The 19,626-nt window shown below is 58.2% G+C and carries 16 protein-coding genes and 1 riboswitch; of the genes, 8 read left to right on the top strand and 8 right to left on the bottom strand.

Annotated features, from left to right (window positions below):
- The first annotated feature begins 39 nt into the window (after positions 1-39).
- Genes ACR0EK_RS08700 through ACR0EK_RS08680 form a run of 5 tightly spaced genes read left to right on the top strand, consistent with a single transcriptional unit; the run spans position 40 to position 6,362 of the window.
- A complete protein-coding gene (locus ACR0EK_RS08700) occupies positions 40-1,878 on the top strand; it encodes an ABC transporter ATP-binding protein (RefSeq protein ID WP_480967749.1) in 1,839 nt (612 codons plus the stop codon).
- Positions 1,875-3,707 (top strand): ABC transporter ATP-binding protein, encoded by a 1,833-nt coding sequence (locus ACR0EK_RS08695; protein WP_480967748.1) that lies wholly within the window; start codon positions 1,875-1,877, stop codon positions 3,705-3,707. Before ACR0EK_RS08700 ends, ACR0EK_RS08695 begins: the two co-directional genes overlap by 4 nt.
- 39 nt (positions 3,708-3,746) lie before the next feature.
- The gene (locus tag ACR0EK_RS08690) at positions 3,747-4,976 is read left to right on the top strand and encodes a class I SAM-dependent RNA methyltransferase (RefSeq protein ID WP_480898663.1); all 1,230 of its coding nucleotides are present in this window, start codon (positions 3,747-3,749) and stop codon (positions 4,974-4,976) included.
- A gap of 21 nt (positions 4,977-4,997) precedes the next feature.
- Positions 4,998-5,783 (top strand): ion transporter, encoded by a 786-nt coding sequence (locus ACR0EK_RS08685; protein ID WP_480486945.1) that lies wholly within the window; start codon positions 4,998-5,000, stop codon positions 5,781-5,783.
- Positions 5,784-5,843: 60 nt separating this feature from the next.
- The gene (locus ACR0EK_RS08680) at positions 5,844-6,362 is read left to right on the top strand and encodes a L,D-transpeptidase family protein (RefSeq protein ID WP_480486947.1); all 519 of its coding nucleotides are present in this window, start codon (positions 5,844-5,846) and stop codon (positions 6,360-6,362) included.
- Here the strand turns inward: ACR0EK_RS08680 and ACR0EK_RS08675 are convergent.
- The 7 genes from ACR0EK_RS08675 to cysQ form a co-directional block, all read right to left on the bottom strand.
- Positions 6,346-7,797, bottom strand: a complete 1,452-nt coding sequence (locus ACR0EK_RS08675) for a nodulation protein NodH (protein ID WP_480967747.1) — start codon at positions 7,795-7,797, stop codon at positions 6,346-6,348. The two genes, ACR0EK_RS08680 and ACR0EK_RS08675, sit on opposite strands and share 17 nt — an antisense overlap.
- Positions 7,798-7,803: 6 nt before the next feature.
- Positions 7,804-9,504 (bottom strand): DUF5927 domain-containing protein, encoded by a 1,701-nt coding sequence (locus ACR0EK_RS08670; RefSeq protein WP_480967746.1) that lies wholly within the window; start codon positions 9,502-9,504, stop codon positions 7,804-7,806.
- Positions 9,501-10,487 (bottom strand): glycosyltransferase family 2 protein, encoded by a 987-nt coding sequence (locus ACR0EK_RS08665; protein WP_480967760.1) that lies wholly within the window; start codon positions 10,485-10,487, stop codon positions 9,501-9,503. Before ACR0EK_RS08665 ends, ACR0EK_RS08670 begins: the two co-directional genes overlap by 4 nt.
- Before the next feature lie 185 nt (positions 10,488-10,672).
- Positions 10,673-11,716 (bottom strand): glycosyltransferase family 2 protein, encoded by a 1,044-nt coding sequence (locus ACR0EK_RS08660; protein ID WP_480967745.1) that lies wholly within the window; start codon positions 11,714-11,716, stop codon positions 10,673-10,675.
- A 7-nt stretch (positions 11,717-11,723) separates the two neighbouring features.
- Entirely contained in the window at positions 11,724-12,707 is a 984-nt protein-coding gene (gene galE / locus ACR0EK_RS08655; protein ID WP_480622657.1) for a UDP-glucose 4-epimerase GalE, read from the bottom strand.
- Positions 12,708-12,778: 71 nt separating this feature from the next.
- Positions 12,779-13,579, bottom strand: coding sequence for a 3-deoxy-manno-octulosonate cytidylyltransferase family protein (locus ACR0EK_RS08650; protein ID WP_480622656.1), 801 nt, complete (start codon positions 13,577-13,579; stop codon positions 12,779-12,781).
- A complete protein-coding gene (cysQ, locus tag ACR0EK_RS08645) occupies positions 13,579-14,376 on the bottom strand; it encodes a 3'(2'),5'-bisphosphate nucleotidase CysQ (RefSeq protein ID WP_480967744.1) in 798 nt (265 codons plus the stop codon). Before cysQ ends, ACR0EK_RS08650 begins: the two co-directional genes overlap by 1 nt.
- A gap of 122 nt (positions 14,377-14,498) precedes the next feature.
- Here cysQ and ACR0EK_RS08640 point away from each other — a divergent pair, with 122 nt between their 5' ends.
- Positions 14,499-15,323 (top strand): ABC transporter permease, encoded by an 825-nt coding sequence (locus tag ACR0EK_RS08640; RefSeq protein ID WP_480909897.1) that lies wholly within the window; start codon positions 14,499-14,501, stop codon positions 15,321-15,323.
- On the opposite strand, the gene ACR0EK_RS08635 is transcribed toward ACR0EK_RS08640, so the two are convergent.
- On the bottom strand, positions 15,320-15,922 hold the full coding sequence (locus ACR0EK_RS08635; protein ID WP_480967743.1) for an alpha-ketoglutarate-dependent dioxygenase AlkB family protein: 603 nt from the start codon (positions 15,920-15,922) through the stop codon (positions 15,320-15,322). The genes ACR0EK_RS08640 and ACR0EK_RS08635 overlap by 4 nt on opposite strands.
- Positions 15,923-16,134: 212 nt before the next feature.
- Between ACR0EK_RS08635 and dnaK the strand changes: the two genes are divergently transcribed.
- Both dnaK and dnaJ read left to right on the top strand, forming a co-directional pair.
- On the top strand, positions 16,135-18,042 hold the full coding sequence (dnaK, locus tag ACR0EK_RS08630) for a molecular chaperone DnaK (protein WP_480482473.1): 1,908 nt from the start codon (positions 16,135-16,137) through the stop codon (positions 18,040-18,042).
- Positions 18,043-18,116: 74 nt separating this feature from the next.
- Complete coding sequence (gene dnaJ, locus ACR0EK_RS08625) at positions 18,117-19,262, top strand: molecular chaperone DnaJ (RefSeq protein ID WP_480538354.1); 1,146 nt, start codon at positions 18,117-18,119, stop codon at positions 19,260-19,262.
- Positions 19,263-19,501: 239 nt separating this feature from the next.
- A riboswitch (TPP riboswitch) is annotated at positions 19,502-19,607 on the top strand.
- Positions 19,608-19,626: the final 19 nt, after the last annotated feature.

Below are 19,626 nucleotides of genomic sequence, written 5' to 3'. Positions count from 1 at the left end.
TTCGCACGTCTTTATCTCTGCTCAATCGGAGCACACTCCATGTTTCGCTATTTCGAAAACCTTGTTGACCCTTTTGTCGCCTATCATGAGGCTGACACGCCGCCGACCCGGCTGTGGCCGTTTCTGCTTGACTATTCGCGCCCGTTCTATCGGGTGTTTGTCTGGGCTGCGCTGATTTCCATTATCGTCGCCGGTGTCGAGATTGGGTTGATCTATTATATGGGTCGTGTCGTCGACCTGTTGGGTGGCACCCCGACCGAGGTGTGGCAGAACCACGGGACCGAGCTGCTGTTGATCGCGGCCTTCGTCCTGTTTCTGCGCCCTTTGTTGCATCTGGTCGACGTACTGATCCTGAACAACACGATTCTGCCGAACTTTGGCACTCTGATCCGCTGGCGCGCCCATAAGCACGTACTGCGTCAGTCGGTTGGCTGGTTCGAGAATGATTTTGCCGGACGGATTGCGAACCGGATCATGCAGACACCGCCCGCGGCGGGTGAGGTGATCTTTCAGGTCTTTGATGCGATTTCCTTTTCATTGGCCTACCTGATCGGGGCGGCAATCCTGCTTTATGCGGCGGATGCGCGTCTGCTAATCCCGCTGCTGATCTGGTTTGCGTTCTACGCGATGCTGGTGCGCTGGACGGTTCACCGTGTCGGGCCGGCGTCCAAGGCGGCATCCGATGCGCGGTCAACCGTTACGGGCCGCGTCGTGGACAGCTATACAAACATTCATTCCGTCAAGATGTTCGCGCACGGCCCGCAAGAGCTGGACTATGCCCGCGAAGCGATCGAGGAAACCCGCCGGACATTCCAGATCGAGATGCGGATCTTCACCATCATGGATGCGGTTCTGGTCACCCTAAACGGGGTGCTGATCGTGGGTGTCGTGGGCTGGGCAATTGCCTTGTGGATGCAGGGTTCCGCTTCGGTTGGTGTCGTCGCGGCAGCAACCGCACTGACCCTGCGACTGAACGCCATGACCGGATGGATCATGTGGGCGCTGACCAGCTTCTTCCGCCAGCTTGGTATCGTGGCCGAGGGGATGGAGACCATTGCCCAGCCCATCGACCTGCTTGACGCGCGCGAAGCCAAACCCCTGCGGTTGACCAGAGGAGAAATTCAGATCCGGGATCTCTCGCACCATTACGGTCGCGAGGCTGGTGGGCTTGACCACATCAACCTGACCATTCAGCCCGGTGAAAAGGTCGGTCTCATTGGGCGGTCGGGTGCCGGGAAATCGACTCTGGTAAAACTGCTTTTGCGGTTTTACGACGTCGAACGCGGTGCCATTCTGATCGATGATCAGAACATTGCGGGCGTCACGCAGGACAGCCTGCGCAGCCATATCGGCATGGTCCAGCAAGACAGTGCGCTGCTGCACCGGTCTGTGCGTGACAACATCCTTTACGGTCGCCCGGATGCGACCGAGGCGCAGATGATTACCGCAGCCAAACAGGCCGAAGCGCATGCGTTCATCCTTGACCTGCAAGACCCGCAGGGGCGCACCGGGTATGACGCGCATGTGGGTGAGCGGGGCGTAAAGTTGTCCGGTGGTCAGCGGCAGCGGGTAACGCTGGCCCGGGTGATCCTGAAAGACGCACCAATCCTTTTGCTGGACGAGGCGACATCGGCGCTGGATTCCGAGGTCGAAGCGTCAATTCAGGAAACGCTCTACGGAATGATGCTGGGCAAGACCGTGATTGCCATCGCGCACCGGCTCAGCACCATTGCGCAAATGGACCGCATTCTGGTGATGGACGGGGGCCGCATCGTCGAAGAGGGCGCGCATTCTGATCTATTGGCGCAGGGTGGCCTTTACGCGCAGTTCTGGGCGCGGCAATCTGGCGGCTTCATGAACCCGGAGGCCGCTGAATGAAGATTGCCGATCTCATCTATCCGTTCAGGACCACTGAAACGCCCCCGCCGCAGACATTGGGGGCGTTCATTCGCTGGAGCCTTTCGGGCGCCTGGCCCATGCTGTTTGTCGCCGCGTTCTTTTCGGCGCTGGCTGGCGCGATGGAGGCTGGAACAGCGTGGATTCTGGGGCGTGTGATCGATGTGGCAACATCCAGCGGGCCCGAGCATTTCATGACCGCCGGGAATATGTGGATGATCTTTGGGGCGGTGGTGTTCTTCATGCTGCTGCGCCCGATCCTGTTTGGGCTGTCTTCAATTTCGAATAACTATATCGTGATGCCAAACATCACACCTTTGGTGCTGGCCAAGCTGAACCGCTGGACGCTGGGCCAGTCTGTCACCTATTTCGACGATGATTTCGCCGGGCGCATTGCCCAGAAACAAATGCAGACGTCGAACGCCATGGCCTCGGTCGTGTCCGAAACGATCAGTGCGATAGTGTTTGCATTGGCGTCGCTGGTGGGATCTTTGCTTTTGTTAGGGTCTATTCATCCTTTGGTGATGCTGCCTTTTGCGGCCTGGTTGGTGGTCTATTTCCTGCTTGTGCGCTGGTACCTGCCGCGTATTCGCATGCGCTCGGCCGCACGCGCCGGGGCGCGGGCGATGGTTTCGGGGCAGGTGGTTGACACGATCACCAACATCAAAACCGTCAAGCTTTTTGCACACTCGGATTTCGAAGATCAGGCCGCGCGGCATTCAATGGTCGAGCTGCGGAAAAAATCACTGGCGTTCGGCAAGCTGTCGGCCAGTTTCCGGTTCGTCCTGATGGCGCTTGCCGGCATTCTGCCTGTTCTCCTGCTGGGGGCGACGCTGTGGTTGTGGCAGTTCGGAATGGCAACCGCAGGTGACATCGTTGCTGCGGGCGCGGTGTCGGTTCGCATTTCGCAGATGACCGGATGGGTCAGCTTCACGTTGATGGGCCTCTATGCCAATGTGGGCGAGATTGAAAACGGGATGAAGACGCTGGCCAGACGGGACAGGGTCGAAGATGCGCGCAGCGCGAAGGATCTTGATGTGACCGAAGGGTCCATCACGTTTGAAGATGTCAGTTTTGCATACGGCCGGGATGTGGGCGGTGTTACGGATCTGACGCTGACTGTGAAACCGGGCGAGAAGCTGGGAATTGTCGGCGCCTCAGGGGCGGGTAAATCAACGCTCGTTTCGCTGCTTCTTAGGCTCTATGACAGGGAAAACGGCGCTATTTGCATCGACGGGCAGGACGTGTCGCAGGTCACGCAGGACAGTTTGCGCCGCCAGATCGGCATGGTCACGCAGGAAACGGCGATGTTCAACCGGTCTGCCCGCGAAAACATCCTCTATGGTCGCCCGGACGCGTCCGAGGCCGAGTTGATCGAAGCAGCAATCAAGGCCGAAGCGCATGACTTCATCCTGAGCCTCAAGGATGGCCATGGCCGCACCGGCTATGACGCTCATCTGGGCGAGCGTGGCGTAAAGCTCAGCGGTGGCCAAAGGCAACGGATCGCCCTTGCACGCGCCATTCTCAAGGATGCGCCAATTCTGGTTCTGGACGAAGCAACCTCAGCCCTTGATTCCGAGGTCGAGGCGTCGATTCAATCGGCGCTTCATCGGGTGATGCAGGGCAAAACCGTTCTGGCCATCGCCCACAGATTGTCGACGCTCAGCGAGATGGACCGGATCATCGTTCTGGATCAGGGGCAAATCGTGGAAACCGGAACGCACGAGGATCTTTTGGATCAGGGCGGGCTTTATGCCCGGTTCTGGCATCGGCAATCTGGTGGTTTCATTCAGGCGGAAGCTGCCGAATAAGGGTTTTGTTGAACCCAAAGCCCGGCTATCAGGCCCCTCATGACGCAGAAATACACAATCACCCGGCTCGGCCATCAGGGCGACGGCATCGCTGATGGGCCCATTTACGCTCCGCGCACCCTTCCGGGTGAGGTTGTCAGCGGCACCCTTGTTGATCAGGTGCTGACCGATATCCGCGTCGAAGTACCGTCTGATGTCCGGGTGAAAGCCCCGTGCCGCCATTACAAAGCCTGCGGCGGCTGTCAGCTGCAACACGCCTCCGACGCGTTTGTCGCCGACTGGAAGCTGAGCATTGTCCGCAACGCCCTGTTCGCGCAGGGGCTTGAGGCGCCGATGCGTCCGACACACACATCTCCCGAACACTCACGCCGACGCGCCACGATTGCCGTCAGGCGGACCAAGAAAGGTACATTGGCCGGGTTCCATGGACGTGCATCGGATACGATCACCGAAATCCCGGATTGCCTATTGCTTGACCCGGCCCTGATCGCCGCAATTCCCGTGGCCGAGGCGCTGGCGGTTCTGGGCGGCAGCCGCAAGGGCGTCTTGGCCGTCACGCTCACCCTGTCCGAAGGCGGGCTGGATGTGGCCGTCAAGGGCGGCAAGCCCCTGGATGGGCCGCTGGAACTGGCACTCGCGCAGGAAACCGAAAAACATGGTCTGGCGCGGCTCAGCTGGGATGGTGAAGTGATCGCAATGCGCCACGCTCCGGTTCAGCGCTTTGGGGCCGCCGCCGTCACGCCACCACCCGGTGCCTTCCTTCAGGCGACCAAGGACGGAGAACAGGCTCTATTACAGGCCGTTTCCGAGGCAACACGGGGTGCGAAACGGATTGTTGACCTGTTTGCGGGCAGCGGCACATTCTCATTGCCTCTGGCAGAAAAAGCCGAGGTTCACGCGGTCGAAGGTGCCACGGACATGGTGCAGGCGCTGGATCAGGGCTGGCGCAGGGCGCAAGGTCTGAAACGCGTGACGACCGAGGCCCGCGACCTGTTCCGTCGTCCATTGATGCCGGATGAACTGAAATCGTTTGACGCAGTCGTTCTGGACCCGCCCCGCGCTGGTGCCGAGGCACAGGTGGCCGAGCTGGTACAGGCCAGACGCCCGGTGATTGCCTATGTCTCGTGCAACCCCGTCACCTTCGCGCGCGATGCAAAAATATTGGTTAACGCTGGCTATACCCTTGAATGGGTGCAGGTCGTTGACCAGTTTCGATGGTCGTCACATACGGAACTTGCTGCGCGGTTTACCCTGAACGCCGCATCTTGATCAGACAGGAGAAAGCGACCCATGGGTTTCAGACAGCGTCTGCTGAACATCATCGAAGCGCCTGCATTCGGGCAATTCATAACGGCTGTCATCATCTTTAACGCAGTGCTTTTGGGGATGGAGACGTCGCCGACCCTGATGGAAGCCGCCGGGCCGCTGATCGTGATGCTGGACAAGCTGTGCCTTGCGATCTTTGTGGCGGAAATCGCCATGAAGCTGACCGCGACCGGACGCAGGTTTTTCACAAACGGCTGGAACAATTTCGATTTCCTGATCGTCGGCATTGCGCTTGTTCCCAGCGCCGGAGGTCTTTCCGTTCTGCGAGCCCTGCGAATCCTGCGGGTATTGCGCGTGATTTCCGTTGCGCCAAGACTGCGCCGGGTGGTTGAAGGGTTCATCTCGGCCCTACCGGGAATGGCCAGTGTTTTCCTGCTGATGGCAATTCTGTTCTATATCGGTGCCGTGATCTCGACCAAGCTGTTCTCGGCAACCTTCCCGGATTGGTTCGGCGATCTTGGCCTGTCGGCCTATACACTGTTTCAGATCATGACGCTTGAAAGCTGGTCGATGGGGATCGTCCGCCCGGTGATGGAGGTTTATCCCTATGCCTGGCTGTTCTTCGTCCCCTTCATTATGGTCACAACCTTTGCGGTGGTGAACCTATTGGTGGGTCTGATCGTAAATTCCATGCAGGACGCGCACCATGCAGAGGATGAGGTCAAAACTGATGCGTATCGTGATGAGGTTCTGGAACGCTTGGAGAGCATCGAGCGGCATCTGACCGAAAACTTGAACATCAAAAAGTGATTTCAGTTTTCGCGTTTTTTGGCATAATAAGCCCCAAAAAAACAAAGCAGGCAGTGAAACATGGATCGTCGAGCATTCGGATTGGGGGCGGTAGCAACGCTGGGCCTATCGGCTTGTGCATCAGCCCGACCAAATTTTCTGACTTATGATGGGCCCGAGGTCACCTCGCTGGTGGTCAACAAGGGCGCGCGCAAACTTTATTTGTTGCACCACGAAAAAGTCCTCAAGGAATATGATGTGGATCTGGGATTTGCGCCGCAGGGCACAAAAACCAAACGCGGAGACGGCCGCACGCCCGAAGGAAGTTACCTGATCGATCGGCACAACCCCAACAGCCGGTATCACCTGTCTATCGGGATATCGTATCCCAACTCTCAGGACATCGCCAAGGCTAAGGCTGCGGGAGTTGATCCCGGTGGGGACATCTTCATTCACGGGCAGCCAAATCTACGATCCGAGTTCAAACGCGCCAAGAAAACTCCGGATTGGACCGCGGGATGCATCGCGGTCAAGAATGACGAGATCGAAGAAATCTATGCGATGGTCAACCGAGGGACGCTGATCACCCTGCGCCCTTAGGGGGCACAGGCGCCCACGCTGCAATCCCGAATGTTTCATAGTCGTGCTGGTAGACCTCGGATGCCAGCGCTTCAAGCTGTTCGTCATAGATCTGATCCAGCGTAAACGGAACATCTTGCGCGCACGGGCCGGGAACCGGCGGATTGGGGTGGCCTGTTGAGCAGGCCAGATCCGGCAGAGCCGTGGTCAGCTCTTCTTCCCGCAGAATCAGGTCCGGCATCAAAAAGCTGGCAATACCATCCAGCGTGCGGGACTGGCTGCACCACGTCCCGTCAACGCGGATCGGCGTCTGACCGTTGAGGTTCATGCGCAGGAACCCGAGGAACGCCAGAAACGCATCCCGATGCTGTTCGACCGAGTAATTGGTGTCGCGCACCTGCCCGGGGATCGGCAGGTCAAGGCGGTTGCGCAGGTAATTGCGAACCATCTTGTAACTGCCAAGCCCGGTATCCAGAATGTACTGGCAAAACGCCGAATGCGCCCGTGCCAGCGGGTGGCGCAACACGGTGAACTTCCGGTGTCCGGGGTGGTCTTGCATCCAGGCGCGGATTTCCTTGCGGTTCCGGTTTGTGACCAGATCGTCCGCAGAACAGCCATCCAGCTCGGCCATCCATTGCGAGATAACAGGCTCTATTCCGCCGCGAATGGGCAAATACATCAAATTTGATGTGGCTGCGGCAATATACTGCGGTACCGCCGCCCCTCGGTTTGGCTCGAAACGGGTGGGCTGGTGCAATCCGAACCTGTCCAGCCTGGACAGAGCGTCTTGCATCTCATCGGGGTTGGTGACCTTCGATACGGCAGGTGCCGGGTTTTGCGGTTTCAGAGTATCGTCCAGCTTGCTCAGCCGCGCCTCAACCCCCAGCCATGCGGCCAGACCGTTCAGAACGTCCAACTCGGCCAGGTCGTCATAGGTGATAAAAAAGGCAGTCTGACCGGTCTTCTGTAAATGCTGCCGCAACATGTCTTGATGGCCGTGGACCTGATCGAGATACTCAGAAAACTCAGCGCCGTCGAATGCAACCTGGGCATCGACGCGGCGCTTCACGTTCTTCAGCAGCCATTGCTGCGTGGTGCGCGCGATTTTCAGGGACAGAAAACTGTCCAGCGGATTGCGTGTTAGAATGATCTTGGCACAGCGCGGATCATTCAGCACAGGCTTCAGAATGCGCGGATCGTGGTCCTGGAAATACCGAAAACCGTTCAAGCCACCCGGTGCCAACCGGATTGCCTTCAACAGTCGCATCGGATCTGCATCGCGGTCTTCCAGCGACAGACCCAGAAGGGTATCGGACTTCAGGTTGCCGGCAAAATGCGGGTTAAAGGCTTCGCCATGACAGGAAACCCCGTCCAGCGCGTTCAGATTGGCCTCAAGAAGGTTCGACCCTGTGCGCATGGCAGCCAGAACAACGAAGTAATCAAAATTGGCTGGCATGGGTAATTACTGCACCAGATAGGGTTTGCGATAGGGTTTCGTCTGATGGCCGAACACATCGTCCGAAGGGAAATCGCCCATCAGGTAAGGGTGCATACCCTGATTCTTGAGGTTTTGCAGGAACTTCCCGAAGCCGGACAGATCGACCATTGTGGGCGCTTCTGTCAGGTGACTGGCTTGATGCGCGCCAATCTCATCCAGGATCGCCTGCAAGGGCTCCATCGGCGCTTCAATGAAATCGGCCAGAGACCAGCTGCGCATCCGCGCCTTGGTCCAGACCGAGGTCAAAACCTCAAGCTGTTTGGTTTCGATCTGTTGCAGACGCGCGGCCTCGCTCCGGATGTCCGAGAAATTCAGGTTCGACCGGAACAGCGGAATTGCCCAGGCCCCTGTGATGACCGAGATTTGCGCATTCTTGTCCCGCGCCAGAAACCAGTTGATGTCCTGCGTGTCGCGGGGGCTGAACTGGAAACACTGGCGTTCGCCGCGTGTGTTCCAGATCAGGTTCGACAGAAAGGCCGTTGGATTGTAATCCCGCAGCAAAGCACAATCGCTGAGCGCACCGTTTGTGATGGTTTCACCCTTTGCAAATTCCGCACGCTCGGGTCCAAACAGATGCCCATGCACGCGTGTGCCAGTGGCCGCGGCCAGCCAATCTTCGAAATCTTCAAACAGTTCGGAAAAGCCCTGAAATACGGAATAGGGTGACGAGGTAAGGCCGTTTTCACTGCCGTGCCGGGGAAACCGGCTTTGCATGTAAAGCCCGTCACGCCCCCTTGTCCGCCGCTCGACCGCCTTGGAAAACACGCGGTCTATCTTGCCGGGATTGGGTTCGGCCGGTTTCATCGCACTTGCTTGATCGGTCAGAAACGCCTGATACAGCCGTTCCGCACGGGGCCAGATCTTGCGGGCAACAAAACAGTCTGACCGCCGCAGCAATTGCAGATGATCGTCGTAGAAGATGTGCGGGCGGCCCTGATAGTCGAACTTGGACAGGGTCAGGGATCGGCTCTCGATATGTGTGGAATACAGCCGCGCCAATGTCTGGAAATAGCTTTCATCCGGAATCCACACATGGCGGAAGTAGCTGTCATATTGTTTGCGCTTGGGGTCCTGCAGAATGGCAGACAGTGTTTGACGGGTCAGGCACCACCACTGGCTGCCCATATGCGGGACGAGACCGTCGGGGATTTTCCTGCGAAACCCGACCGCGCGCTGAAGCTTTACATATGCGTCGAACAATCCGCGCTGTTTTCGCCAGGAAAACGGGAACCGTAGCGTAAACCTCTCATGATCCAACCCGCCGATTGTCCAGCTGACATCAGACGTTGTCGCGCTTTCGATGAAATCGACACGAGGCCGGTCGGCCAGGTAATCGATCAGCTCCTGAACCGGGCGCAGCGGCAGGCAGGCCCCCGACGACAGGAAGACGTGGCGCGTTTCCGGAAATTGCTCCAGCATCAGTTCGGACGCGCTTTGTGAGGCAGCAACGATGCCCCACCCGCCCCAGTCGCATTGATGCCGGTCAGAAAATGCGATCCGGGGGTTGTCGGAACAGGACGCGACGCATCGCGCAAATTCTTCACCGGGCACCTTGCGATCCACATGGATCACAACCGGGCATCCGGCAGCGGTCCAATGACGCGCGACCTGTTCGGCCCGGTCCAGCGAGGTATGAACCAGCATGACGACGCCCAGACCGCTCATGCCCAGTTTCCCTTTGACATCAGGCCCAGAATCTCAAGCTGCCGCCAGTTGATATAGGCCTCGGACCACTCGCACCAGAATACGGGCTTGTCTTCAAGCTGTGCGGCATAGGCTTTGTATTCGCCCGAACCGCTATAATGCTGGCGGCGTTGCAATTCTTCACGCGCCTTGTCGCCAAGGGTGTCGACCAGCTTGGCATGAAGCAACGAACCGCTGGCCTTTTCCCCACCCCATTCATCGTACACCTGATTCAGCCCGCGCGGCAAAAGCGAGTGGGTCGAGCTGACATAGACATACCGCCGATCCCATTTGACCAGCGGGATCTTGTTCAGTGCCGGGGCTTTGGATGGCTTGTCGCGAAAGAACACACGCGCCCGCGCACCCCCCTGAATCCACAGGTTCTTGTAATCCGGGTTCTTGGTGATCGTGTAATTCCCCGGATCGAACCACCGCGCAATCTCAAAGGGATCCTGCCCCTCGCGATAGGTTTCGGCATCCACGGGTCCTTCGGGGTACATGTCGATCAGCATGGTGCCGAAGCTGCGTACGGCACTTCCGTCCAGCCAGTCTGTCAAGGCGCGGATCGGGCGGGTGTCGCAGAAGGGGTAGATGAAAAACTCATCCGGGTCGACGCTCAGAACCCAATGTCCATGCGCGTATTTGCGCAGAATGTAATTTGACCAGTCCAGACCATAGCTGGCACGTTTGTAGCTGGTAGTCGTCCGCCAGACCGATACATCGGACTGCTGTTTCAGGAATTCGAAACTGCCGTCATCGCTGTCATTGTCGATGAACAGAAAATGGTCGATGCCCAGTTTGCGGTAATATTCCAGAAAATAGGGCAGGCGAATTTTCTCGTTTCGCACAACGCTCATCAACAGGATATCGTCACGGCGGATGGCAGACGTGTTGTTGCTGGCGGGCTTAAGTTCGCGCCGACGTCTGAGGCAGCGCAGAATACGGCGCTTGCGCCGCAATCTCATCTTGTATGAATCAAACAGGCTCACGCGACTGCCCAACCTTTATTATGACGCGAGCTTTCCCCGAACCCGCCGCGACCGCTGGTGCGACAGGACATTGTCGGTTTATGCCACTTCTACCTCTTCTGAGGCAACTTTTTTAAACCCCGGAAGTGGTAAAGGTGCCGTTGATCCCTTTGGATTTGTTTTCAACACCAGCCGCCGTCACGCATCAGCCCCATCTCCAGCAACTGCGACCAGCCGGTATAGCGCACCGAGTGCGGGGTCCACATGTCTGGTTGACTGAGTATCTGATCGTAATACGTGCCGAACTGGTTCGGGTCATGAAAATGCTGGCGGCGCAGCTTTTCAGTTTTGGATTTTTCAATAATGTCCGGCAGAAATTTCGTGTGCAGGAGAACGCCGGACGGGGTGTCGCCGGCTGGCCCGTCATACACTGCGTTCAGGCGGCGGGGCAGGGCGGAATGGCACGAGTTTACATAGGCATATCGCCGCGACCAGCGCATCAGCGGGATCTTGTTCAGCGTCGGGGATCGCTGCTGTGTCTGGGCAAAAAACACCCGCTCGCGTGCGCCGCCCTGAACCCACAGGTTTCCCATCGGGCTTTGCCGCTGCGCGCGATACGGTCCTGCGTCAAACCAGTTCAGCACCTCGATCGGGTCCGTTTCCGGGTCATAGGTTTGTCTGCCCAACGGCCCTTTTGGATACAGATCCAGCATCAATGCGCCAAACCCGGCCCGCCCCTGCCGGTCCAGCCATTCTGTGAGCTCATGCAGGGAATGGCGGTCGTGCCGGGCATAAACCAGCAACTCATCCGCGTCGACCATCAGGCACCAGTGGCCATGGCCGTAACGCATCTGTAGCCAGCTGAGCCAGTCCAGCCCAAAGCGTGATCCGCGATAGCTGGACCGGGTCTGCCAAAGGGAAACATCCGGTTGATCCTGCAGAAATTCAGCCGATCCGTCATCGCTGCCGTTGTCGACGATCAGAAAATGGTTCACGCCCAGCTGGCGATAGTGACGGAAGAACCACGGCAGGCGGGTAATCTCATTGCGCAAGGTGGTAAAGGCCAGCACGTCGCCGCCCCGTATTCTGCTTGTCTGATCTTTCAGGCAGGTCAGTTGATGTCGGCTGCGCATCGAGCGCCAAAGAAGGCGTCGCCGTTTCCAGCGCAACCGGTATTCCTGTTGCCAACCGATATCAGGAAGTGTCTGAACCGTATTGGACGTCACCGGGGCCTCATTTCTCGTAGTGGCCGTTCTGATGCCAGCGCCAGGCATCCGCAATCATCGTCTCTAACGTTGACCTTTTCGGCTTCCATCCCAGTTCGGTTTGGGCGCGGACAGAGCCGGACACCAGCTTGGTGCAATCGCCCGCCCGTCGGGTACCGACCGAATACGGTACCGGACGGTTGGTAACGGATTTGGAATGCTCGATCACCTCAAGCACGGAAAACCCCGAGCCGGTGCCCAGATTGAAAACACGGCTTTCTTTTCCCTGTTCCAGCCAGCCCAGCCCCAGAACATGTGCGTCGACCAGATCACAGACATGGACATAATCGCGGATACATGTGCCGTCCGGCGTATCGTAATCGGTGCCAAAAACGGTCAAACCCTCGCGCTTGCCATCAATCGCATCCAGCATCAGGGGGATCAGGTGAGTTTCTGGCCGGTGAAATTCGCCCACTTCGCCTTCGGGATCGGCACCAGCAACGTTGAAATACCGGAAAATGACATGGCGCAGCCCATGGGCCGCTTCGAAATCCCTCAGGATGTCCTCGATCGCGCGCTTCGATGCACCATAGGCATTCAGCGGGTGTTGGGCGGTGGCCTCGTCCAGCACCACATTGTCATGTTCGCCATAGGTGGCGCATGTGGACGAGAACACGAAATCCAGACAGCCCGCCGCAACCGCAGCCTCGACCAGCGTCAGCGATCCGGTCACATTGTTCGACCAGTACAAACCGGGCTGCTGCATCGCGTCGCCCACTTGGCTGAGCGCCGCAAAATGCATCACCGCAACCGGCTTGTGTTTGGCAAAAACCTCGTCCAGGCGTGCCCGGTCCAACAGGTCGCCCTGTTCAAACGGCCCGTATTTCACCGCATCCTGCCAGCCGGTGACCAGATTGTCATAGGTCACGGGAACATAGCCCGCCTGCGCAAGCGCCTTGCAGGCATGCGACCCGATATATCCGGCACCACCGGTCACGAGGATTGGTTTCATGAAGCGTCCTTTGGAACCAGATTGCCTGTCATCGAGATATGGGAACCGCGGGGCGTCATGGGCAAAACCGGCTACTCCAGCCCCATCGCAGCCATCATCTCTTCGATCTTGGGCACGTCCTGCGGGTTGTTCAGCTCCCAGAACTGACGGCTCTTGGCGTCAACCTCGACGCACAGAACCTTGCGGCCATTTTCCATGAACCTGAGTTGTTCAAGACCTTCCAGCTTTTCCAGAGGGCCTGTTGGCCAGCCCGGATAGGCCGCCAACGCATCGGGCCGATAGGCATAGACGCCGACATGGTGAAACACCGGCGTGGGTTCATCCCCGCCATAGGTTTCTGAGGTGAAAGGCACGACCTCTTTCGAGAAATACATCGCGCTGTTGTCGCGCCCGAACACGGCGGTTGTTCCGCCAACACGGCCATGTTTGCGGTCATTCAGCAGGCTGTTCAAAGCGTCCCCGTCGCAACGCAGGACGGGTGTGGCCACGCCAGCATCGGGTGCCGCGCGCAGCCCTGTGATCAGGTCCTCGACAAACCAATGCGGTGTCAGGGGTGCATCGCCCTGAAGGTTGACCACGATGTCATATCCGCTGCCCAGAACCTTGTGCGCCTCAGCACAGCGTTCGGTGCCGTTCTGGCAGTTTTCCGAGGTCATCACCACCTCGGCGCCAAAGCCTTCGGACAGCTCGCGGATGCGGTCGTCATCGGTTGCGACCACAACCCGGTCCACGCCCGCGACAGAAGTGGCCGCCCGCCAGGACCGTTCGATCAGTGTCATCGAAACGCCGGTCGCGCCGGTCAGCGGCACCAATGGCTTGCCCGGATAGCGGGTCGAGGCATAACGGGCGGGGATGGCGATCAGAACTGACATCAGGCCTCCTTCAACTTAACACCCGGAGCGTACGCGATAAAAAACGGGTTCGCATAGCCCTCTTTGCCATAGAGAAGCGGCGCGTGATCGTCAAACCGCACAACCTGGCCTCCGGCCCCGGCCAGTACCGCGTGCCCTGCCGCCGTGTCCCACTCCATCGTGCGCCCGACCCGCGGATAAAGATCCGCCTCGCCCGTCGCAACCAAACAGAACTTGAGAGACGATCCCGCGCTTTTGCTGTCCTTGACCTGATACTTGTTGATGTAATCCTCGGTGGCCTGATCCCGGTGCGATTTTGAGGCCACGACCAAAAGCGCGGAATTGTCCGGGTTAGAGACTGATACTGGGGTCAGGGTGCCGGGTGCATCCTTGTCAAACGCGCCCGTTTCCTCGACTGCCTGACCATCGGCCTGCGTATAGAACATGCGGCCCCGCGCCGGGGCATAGACCACGCCCCGTGTCGGTGTTCCGTTCTCGACCAGCGCGATGTTGACGGTGAAATCGCCACGACGGTTGATGAATTCCTTGGTGCCATCCAGCGGATCGACGATCAGAAAGGTATCCCCTTTTTCGGAATGCGAGGCGGCCTGCTCTTCGGTGATTAGCAGGATATCGGGGAACGCCTGACGCAACCCGGCTGAAATCAGCGCATCGGCTGCCTCATCCGCCTCGGTCACAGGGCTGGAGTCTGATTTGACTTTGACGTCGAAATCGTCTGCCTCGTAGATTTCCATGATCCTGTCGCCAGCCTCAAGGGCCAGACGCCGGATGACGGGAATAAGCGCGTCGTAGGTCACAAAAATGCTCCGTTCCTGTGGTTTGTTGATCCAAACTCGTGACCGACTTATGATGCGACGGTTACCGAACGGCAAGATATTCATGCCAGGTTAGGGACGACGAGGCAGGAAAGACCCTTTTAGTGTTCTATTTCAAGCGCAATCAAACGCTGTTGGGCAGTGCACTGACGACTGCGGAACTGGTGTTCCACGCGGTGGTGCGGAACGTGCGCGCGCAGCATCCGAATGCGGTGATCGCGATCCTGCTCAACGTTGTGCAATTGCTGGTGATGATGGTCACGTTCTATCTGCTCATGTCGCTGATGGGCCGGGGCGGGGTCGCCAGGATCAGGGGCGAATTTCTGCTGTATGTCCTGTCGGGCGTGTTCCCGTTCATGTTGCACATACAATCGATTGGCGCGATTTCCGGGGTTGGGTCATCCAATAATCCGATGATGCTGCATTCGCCGATGAACGTTATGGTCACGATTCTCGCGGCGGCCTTCAGCACTTTCTATAAGTTCCTGTTGGCCATGTTCATCATCCTGTTCGTCTACAGTGTCGCGGTTGCTCCGCTTGAGGTGCAGAACCCCGGCGGCGCCTTCGCAATGCTGGTGCTGGCCTGGTTTACCGGCTGCGCGGTGGGGCTTGTGTTCATGGCGTTGAAACCGTGGGCCCCGACGACCGTTTCGATGCTAACCAATATATATCGCCGTCTGAACATGGTGTTTTCCGGCAAGATGTTCATTGCGAACGCATTGGGTGGCGGGCTGTTGATGATGTTTGCCTGGAACCCGCTGTTTCACATCATCGACCAGACCCGCGGGTTCGTGTTCCGCAACTATTATCCAAGAAACACCAGCTGGGAATACGCGGCCTGGGTTGGAATCGCCCTGTTGATGATCGGTCTTATGGGTGAATTCTTTACCCGTCAGCACGTCTCGAAAAGCTGGAATGCGCGCCGCTAGCGCGCGACCCGCAGCGTAAGGTTTATGCGCCCGCCTTTGGGCAACAGGCGCGAGGATCCGAACCTGATCCGATCCACACCGTGATAGGCAAGCCGCGCCGGACCACCCATGACAACCACATCCCCCGAGCTCAGCCAGATCGACTCGGTCTTGCCGCCGCGCGTCGTGCTGCCAATCCGAAACAAGGCATCGTCGCCCAGCGAAACCGACAGGACGGGCCATGAAAAATCTGCCTCGTCCTTGTCCTGATGCAGGCCCATTTTTGCGCCTTCCCCGTAATAGTTGACCAAACAGCAATCGGGCGCTCGCTCGGTGCTGACCAGATCACGCCAGATATCCAGAATGGTGGCGGGGATTTCCGGCCATATTCCACCTTTGGGGTGCTGATCCTGATATCGGTATCCTGCATTGTCGGTCACCCAACCCAGATCACCGGCCGAGGTCATCCGAACCGACATCTCCTTGCCCGAGGGGGTAACAGGCCGGAACAGGGGCGCAGCTTTCAGAATCGGGCGCAAATCCGCGATCACCCGCGACTGGGCCTCAGGATCAAGATAACCTTTCCTGATATCGAACCCCCGCAAAACCAATCGCGCCATTCCAGAAACCCCAATCCTTTCCAATTCCTTGCCAAAAAAGGCATCAGAATCCCTAAAACCTGCGTTCTACGGTGCTTGCAGGCCTCTGGTCTCGCCCTTATATACGCCGGGACGCGCGATGGTAGTGCTGTCGCGCACATCAGATCGGGGGCGGGATGCCGAAACGGGTCCTGTCGTCGAGACATCGCCTTGAAGAGAAAGGGATTGCAAAAATGGGAAAAGTAATCGGGATTGACCTCGGGACCACAAACTCGTGCGTGGCCATCATGGACGGTTCGCAGCCGAAGGTTATCGAAAACGCCGAAGGGGCGCGGACCACGCCCTCGATCGTCGCCTTCACTGAAGATGAGCGACTGGTCGGTCAGCCTGCAAAGCGTCAGGCGGTCACCAACCCCGACAACACGATCTTTGGCGTCAAGCGCCTGATCGGTCGTCGTGTGGATGATGCCGAAGTCGAAAAAGACAAGAAAATGGTGCCCTATACCATCGTTGATGGTGGCAATGGCGACGCATGGGTTCAGGCCCGCGGTGAAAAATACTCCCCAAGCCAGATTTCGGCCTTCACTCTGGGTAAGATGAAGGAAACCGCGGAAAGCTATCTGGGTGAGGAAGTCACGCAGGCGGTCATCACCGTTCCCGCATACTTCAACGACGCACAGCGTCAGGCCACCAAAGACGCCGGTAAAATCGCCGGTCTGGAAGTGCTGCGGATCATCAATGAACCGACAGCTGCCGCTCTGGCCTATGGTCTGGACAAGCAGGAAACCCAAACCATCGCAGTCTATGACCTTGGTGGCGGTACCTTCGACGTGACCATTCTGGAAATTGACGACGGCCTGTTCGAGGTCAAATCGACCAACGGCGACACCTTCCTGGGTGGTGAAGACTTTGACATGCGCATCGTCAACTACCTGGCGGATGAGTTCAAAAAGGAACACGGTGTCGATCTGTCTGCTGACAAGATGGCCTTGCAGCGTCTGAAAGAAGCCGCCGAAAAAGCCAAGATCGAACTCAGCTCGACCTCGCAGACCGAGATCAACCAGCCGTTCATCTCGATGGGTTCGAACGGTCAGCCGCTGCACATGGTCATGAAACTGACCCGTGCCAAGCTGGAATCTCTGGTCGGTGATCTGATCAAGAAGTCGATGAAGCCGTGCCAGGCTGCTCTGAAAGATGCCGGTCTGTCGGCCGCTGACGTGGACGAAGTTGTTCTGGTCGGTGGTATGACCCGGATGCCGAAAGTGATCGAAGAGGTCACGAAGTTCTTCGGCAAAGAGCCGCACAAAGGCGTGAACCCGGACGAAGTGGTTGCCATGGGTGCCGCCATTCAGGCCGGTGTTCTTCAGGGCGACGTCAAGGACGTGGTTCTGCTGGACGTAACCCCGCTGTCGCTGGGCATCGAGACGCTGGGTGGCGTGTTCACCCGCCTGATCGACCGCAACACCACGATCCCGACGAAAAAGTCTCAGGTCTTCTCGACCGCCGAGGACAACCAGAACGCCGTGACCATCCGCGTGTTCCAGGGCGAGCGTGAAATGGCTGCGGACAACAAAATCCTCGGTCAGTTCAACCTCGAAGACATCCCGCCCGCACCGCGTGGCATGCCCCAGATCGAGGTGACCTTCGACATCGACGCCAACGGCATTGTCTCGGTTTCGGCCAAAGACAAAGGCACCGGCAAGGAACAGAAGATCACTATCCAGGCATCGGGCGGTCTGTCCGACGAAGACATCGAAAAGATGGTCAAGGACGCCGAAGAGAACGCGGAAGCCGACAAGGAACGCCGCGAGCTGGTCGACGCCAAGAACCAGGCGGAAAGCCTCATCCACTCGACCGAAAAGTCGATGGAAGAGCATGCCGACAAGGTCGACCCGACCACGATCGAAGCTATCGAACTGGCGATCGCCGCACTCAAGGACGAGCTGGAAACCGACAATGCCGACAAGATCAAGTCTGGCATCCAGAACGTCACCGAAGCAGCGATGAAGCTGGGTGAGGCCATCTACAAGGCGCAGTCCGAAGAGGCCGAGGACGAGCCTGCCGCGGCAGATGCCGCACATGGTGATGACGATATCGTCGATGCCGAGTTCGAAGATCTGGACGACGACAAGCGTAACTAACGGGTAACCGGGCCAATGTAGGCCGGTCCGGATGCCGGGCCGGCCTATTTACGTTGAGGCAGAAGGAAATACTGATGTCAAAACGCGACTATTACGAAGTGCTCGGCGTGTCCAAGGGCGCTTCGGCGGATGAGATCAAGAAAGGCTTTCGCACGAAAGCCAAAGAGCTGCATCCGGACCGCAACAAGGACAATCCGGATGCCGAGGCGCAGTTCAAGGAAGCCAACGAGGCTTATGACGTGCTGCGCGATGCCGACAAAAAGGCGGCCTATGACCGCTTTGGCCATGCGGCGTTCGAAAACGGCATGGGCGGTGGTGGCCGACCTGGCGGCGGCTTTGGGCAGGGCGATTTCTCCAGCGCGTTCTCGGATGTGTTCGACGACCTGTTCGGCGATTTCATGGGTGGGCAACGTGGCGGTGGCGGTCGACGCGCCGCGCGCGGCTCGGACCTGCGCTATAACCTGCGCGTATCGCTGGAAGAGGCGTATTCGGGTCAGCAGAAAACCATCAATGTACCGACAGCCGTGGCCTGTTCCTCCTGCGAAGGAACCGGTGCAGAAGGCGGGGTCGAGCCGACAACCTGCCCCACCTGTTCCGGCATGGGCAAGGTACGGGCGCAACAGGGTTTCTTTACGGTCGAACGAACCTGCCCCACCTGCTCGGGTCTGGGTCAGATCATCAAGAACCCCTGCAAATCCTGTAAAGGTGCAGGCCGCGTCGAAAAAGATCGCGCCTTGTCGGTCAACATCCCCGCTGGTGTCGAAACCGGTACCCGTATTCGTCTGGCAGGTGAAGGCGAGGCCGGAATGCGCGGTGGCCCTCCGGGCGACCTCTACATCTTTGTGGAAGTGTCTGATCACAAATTGTTCGAACGCGACAGCGTGAACCTCTATTGCCGTGTACCGGTCAGCATGGCCAAGGCCGCGCTGGGCGGATCGATCGAGGTTCCGACAATCGATGGCGGCCGTGGGCGGGTGCAAATCCCGGCAGGCAGCCAGTCGGGCCGGCAAATGCGCCTGCGCGGCAAAGGTATGCCCGCGCTGCGCGGCGGCGGTGTTGGCGACATGTTCATCGAACTGGCCGTCGAAACCCCGGTCAACCTGACCAGCCGCCAAAAAGAACTGCTGCGCGAGTTTGATGACCTGGGCGAAGATAACCACCCGGAATCAAAAAGCTTCTTCTCATCCGTCAAATCCTTCTGGGACGGTATGAAAAGCTGACAAACAGAGTTACGGGGGCTCTGCCCCCGCCGCCCGTTCCGGGCGCCTCCCCCGGGATATTTCCGGCCAGATGAAGCAGGGATCCTTTATTCATCTGGCTCTAAATATCCCGGAGCGCGAGGCAGAGCCTCGCAAAATACTCCCTAAAGACATTCAATTGGCCTTATCAGATGACCAAAAGTGGCAATGCATTTGCCAAATTGGGTCTTGATTCCAACCGCTGACCCTGAAATTGTCCGCGACAACCGTTGGGGTGTCCTGTGAAAGGGCTGAGAGGCGCGACCGCGCTAACCCATCGAACCTGATCCGGGCAATTCCGGCGTAGGGAACGGTCTTATGAACACAGACGTTTTCCCCACCTCGT

This window comes from Ruegeria sp. AE4 (assembly GCF_056542185.1).
The sequence above is the reverse complement of the archived record's forward strand: the minus strand, read 5'-3'. Positions and strand labels throughout refer to the sequence as shown.

What these genes read in the sequence shown, in the direction of transcription:
- dnaK (WP_480482473.1), top strand. Translation starts at nt 16,135, where the DNA reads ATGGGAAAAGTAATCGGGATTGACCTCGGGACCACAAACTCGTGCGTG.
- ACR0EK_RS08695 (WP_480967748.1), top strand. Translation starts at nt 1,875, where the DNA reads ATGAAGATTGCCGATCTCATCTATCCGTTCAGGACCACTGAAACGCCC.
- ACR0EK_RS08675 (WP_480967747.1), bottom strand. Translation starts at nt 7,797, where the DNA reads ATGCCAGCCAATTTTGATTACTTCGTTGTTCTGGCTGCCATGCGCACA.
- dnaJ (WP_480538354.1), top strand. Translation starts at nt 18,117, where the DNA reads ATGTCAAAACGCGACTATTACGAAGTGCTCGGCGTGTCCAAGGGCGCT.
- ACR0EK_RS08650 (WP_480622656.1), bottom strand. Translation starts at nt 13,579, where the DNA reads ATGTCAGTTCTGATCGCCATCCCCGCCCGTTATGCCTCGACCCGCTAT.
- ACR0EK_RS08685 (WP_480486945.1), top strand. Translation starts at nt 4,998, where the DNA reads ATGGGTTTCAGACAGCGTCTGCTGAACATCATCGAAGCGCCTGCATTC.
- ACR0EK_RS08690 (WP_480898663.1), top strand. Translation starts at nt 3,747, where the DNA reads ATGACGCAGAAATACACAATCACCCGGCTCGGCCATCAGGGCGACGGC.
- ACR0EK_RS08700 (WP_480967749.1), top strand. Translation starts at nt 40, where the DNA reads ATGTTTCGCTATTTCGAAAACCTTGTTGACCCTTTTGTCGCCTATCAT.
- galE (WP_480622657.1), bottom strand. Translation starts at nt 12,707, where the DNA reads ATGAAACCAATCCTCGTGACCGGTGGTGCCGGATATATCGGGTCGCAT.
- ACR0EK_RS08680 (WP_480486947.1), top strand. Translation starts at nt 5,844, where the DNA reads ATGGATCGTCGAGCATTCGGATTGGGGGCGGTAGCAACGCTGGGCCTA.
- ACR0EK_RS08635 (WP_480967743.1), bottom strand. Translation starts at nt 15,922, where the DNA reads ATGGCGCGATTGGTTTTGCGGGGGTTCGATATCAGGAAAGGTTATCTT.
- ACR0EK_RS08665 (WP_480967760.1), bottom strand. Translation starts at nt 10,487, where the DNA reads ATGAGATTGCGGCGCAAGCGCCGTATTCTGCGCTGCCTCAGACGTCGG.
- ACR0EK_RS08670 (WP_480967746.1), bottom strand. Translation starts at nt 9,504, where the DNA reads ATGAGCGGTCTGGGCGTCGTCATGCTGGTTCATACCTCGCTGGACCGG.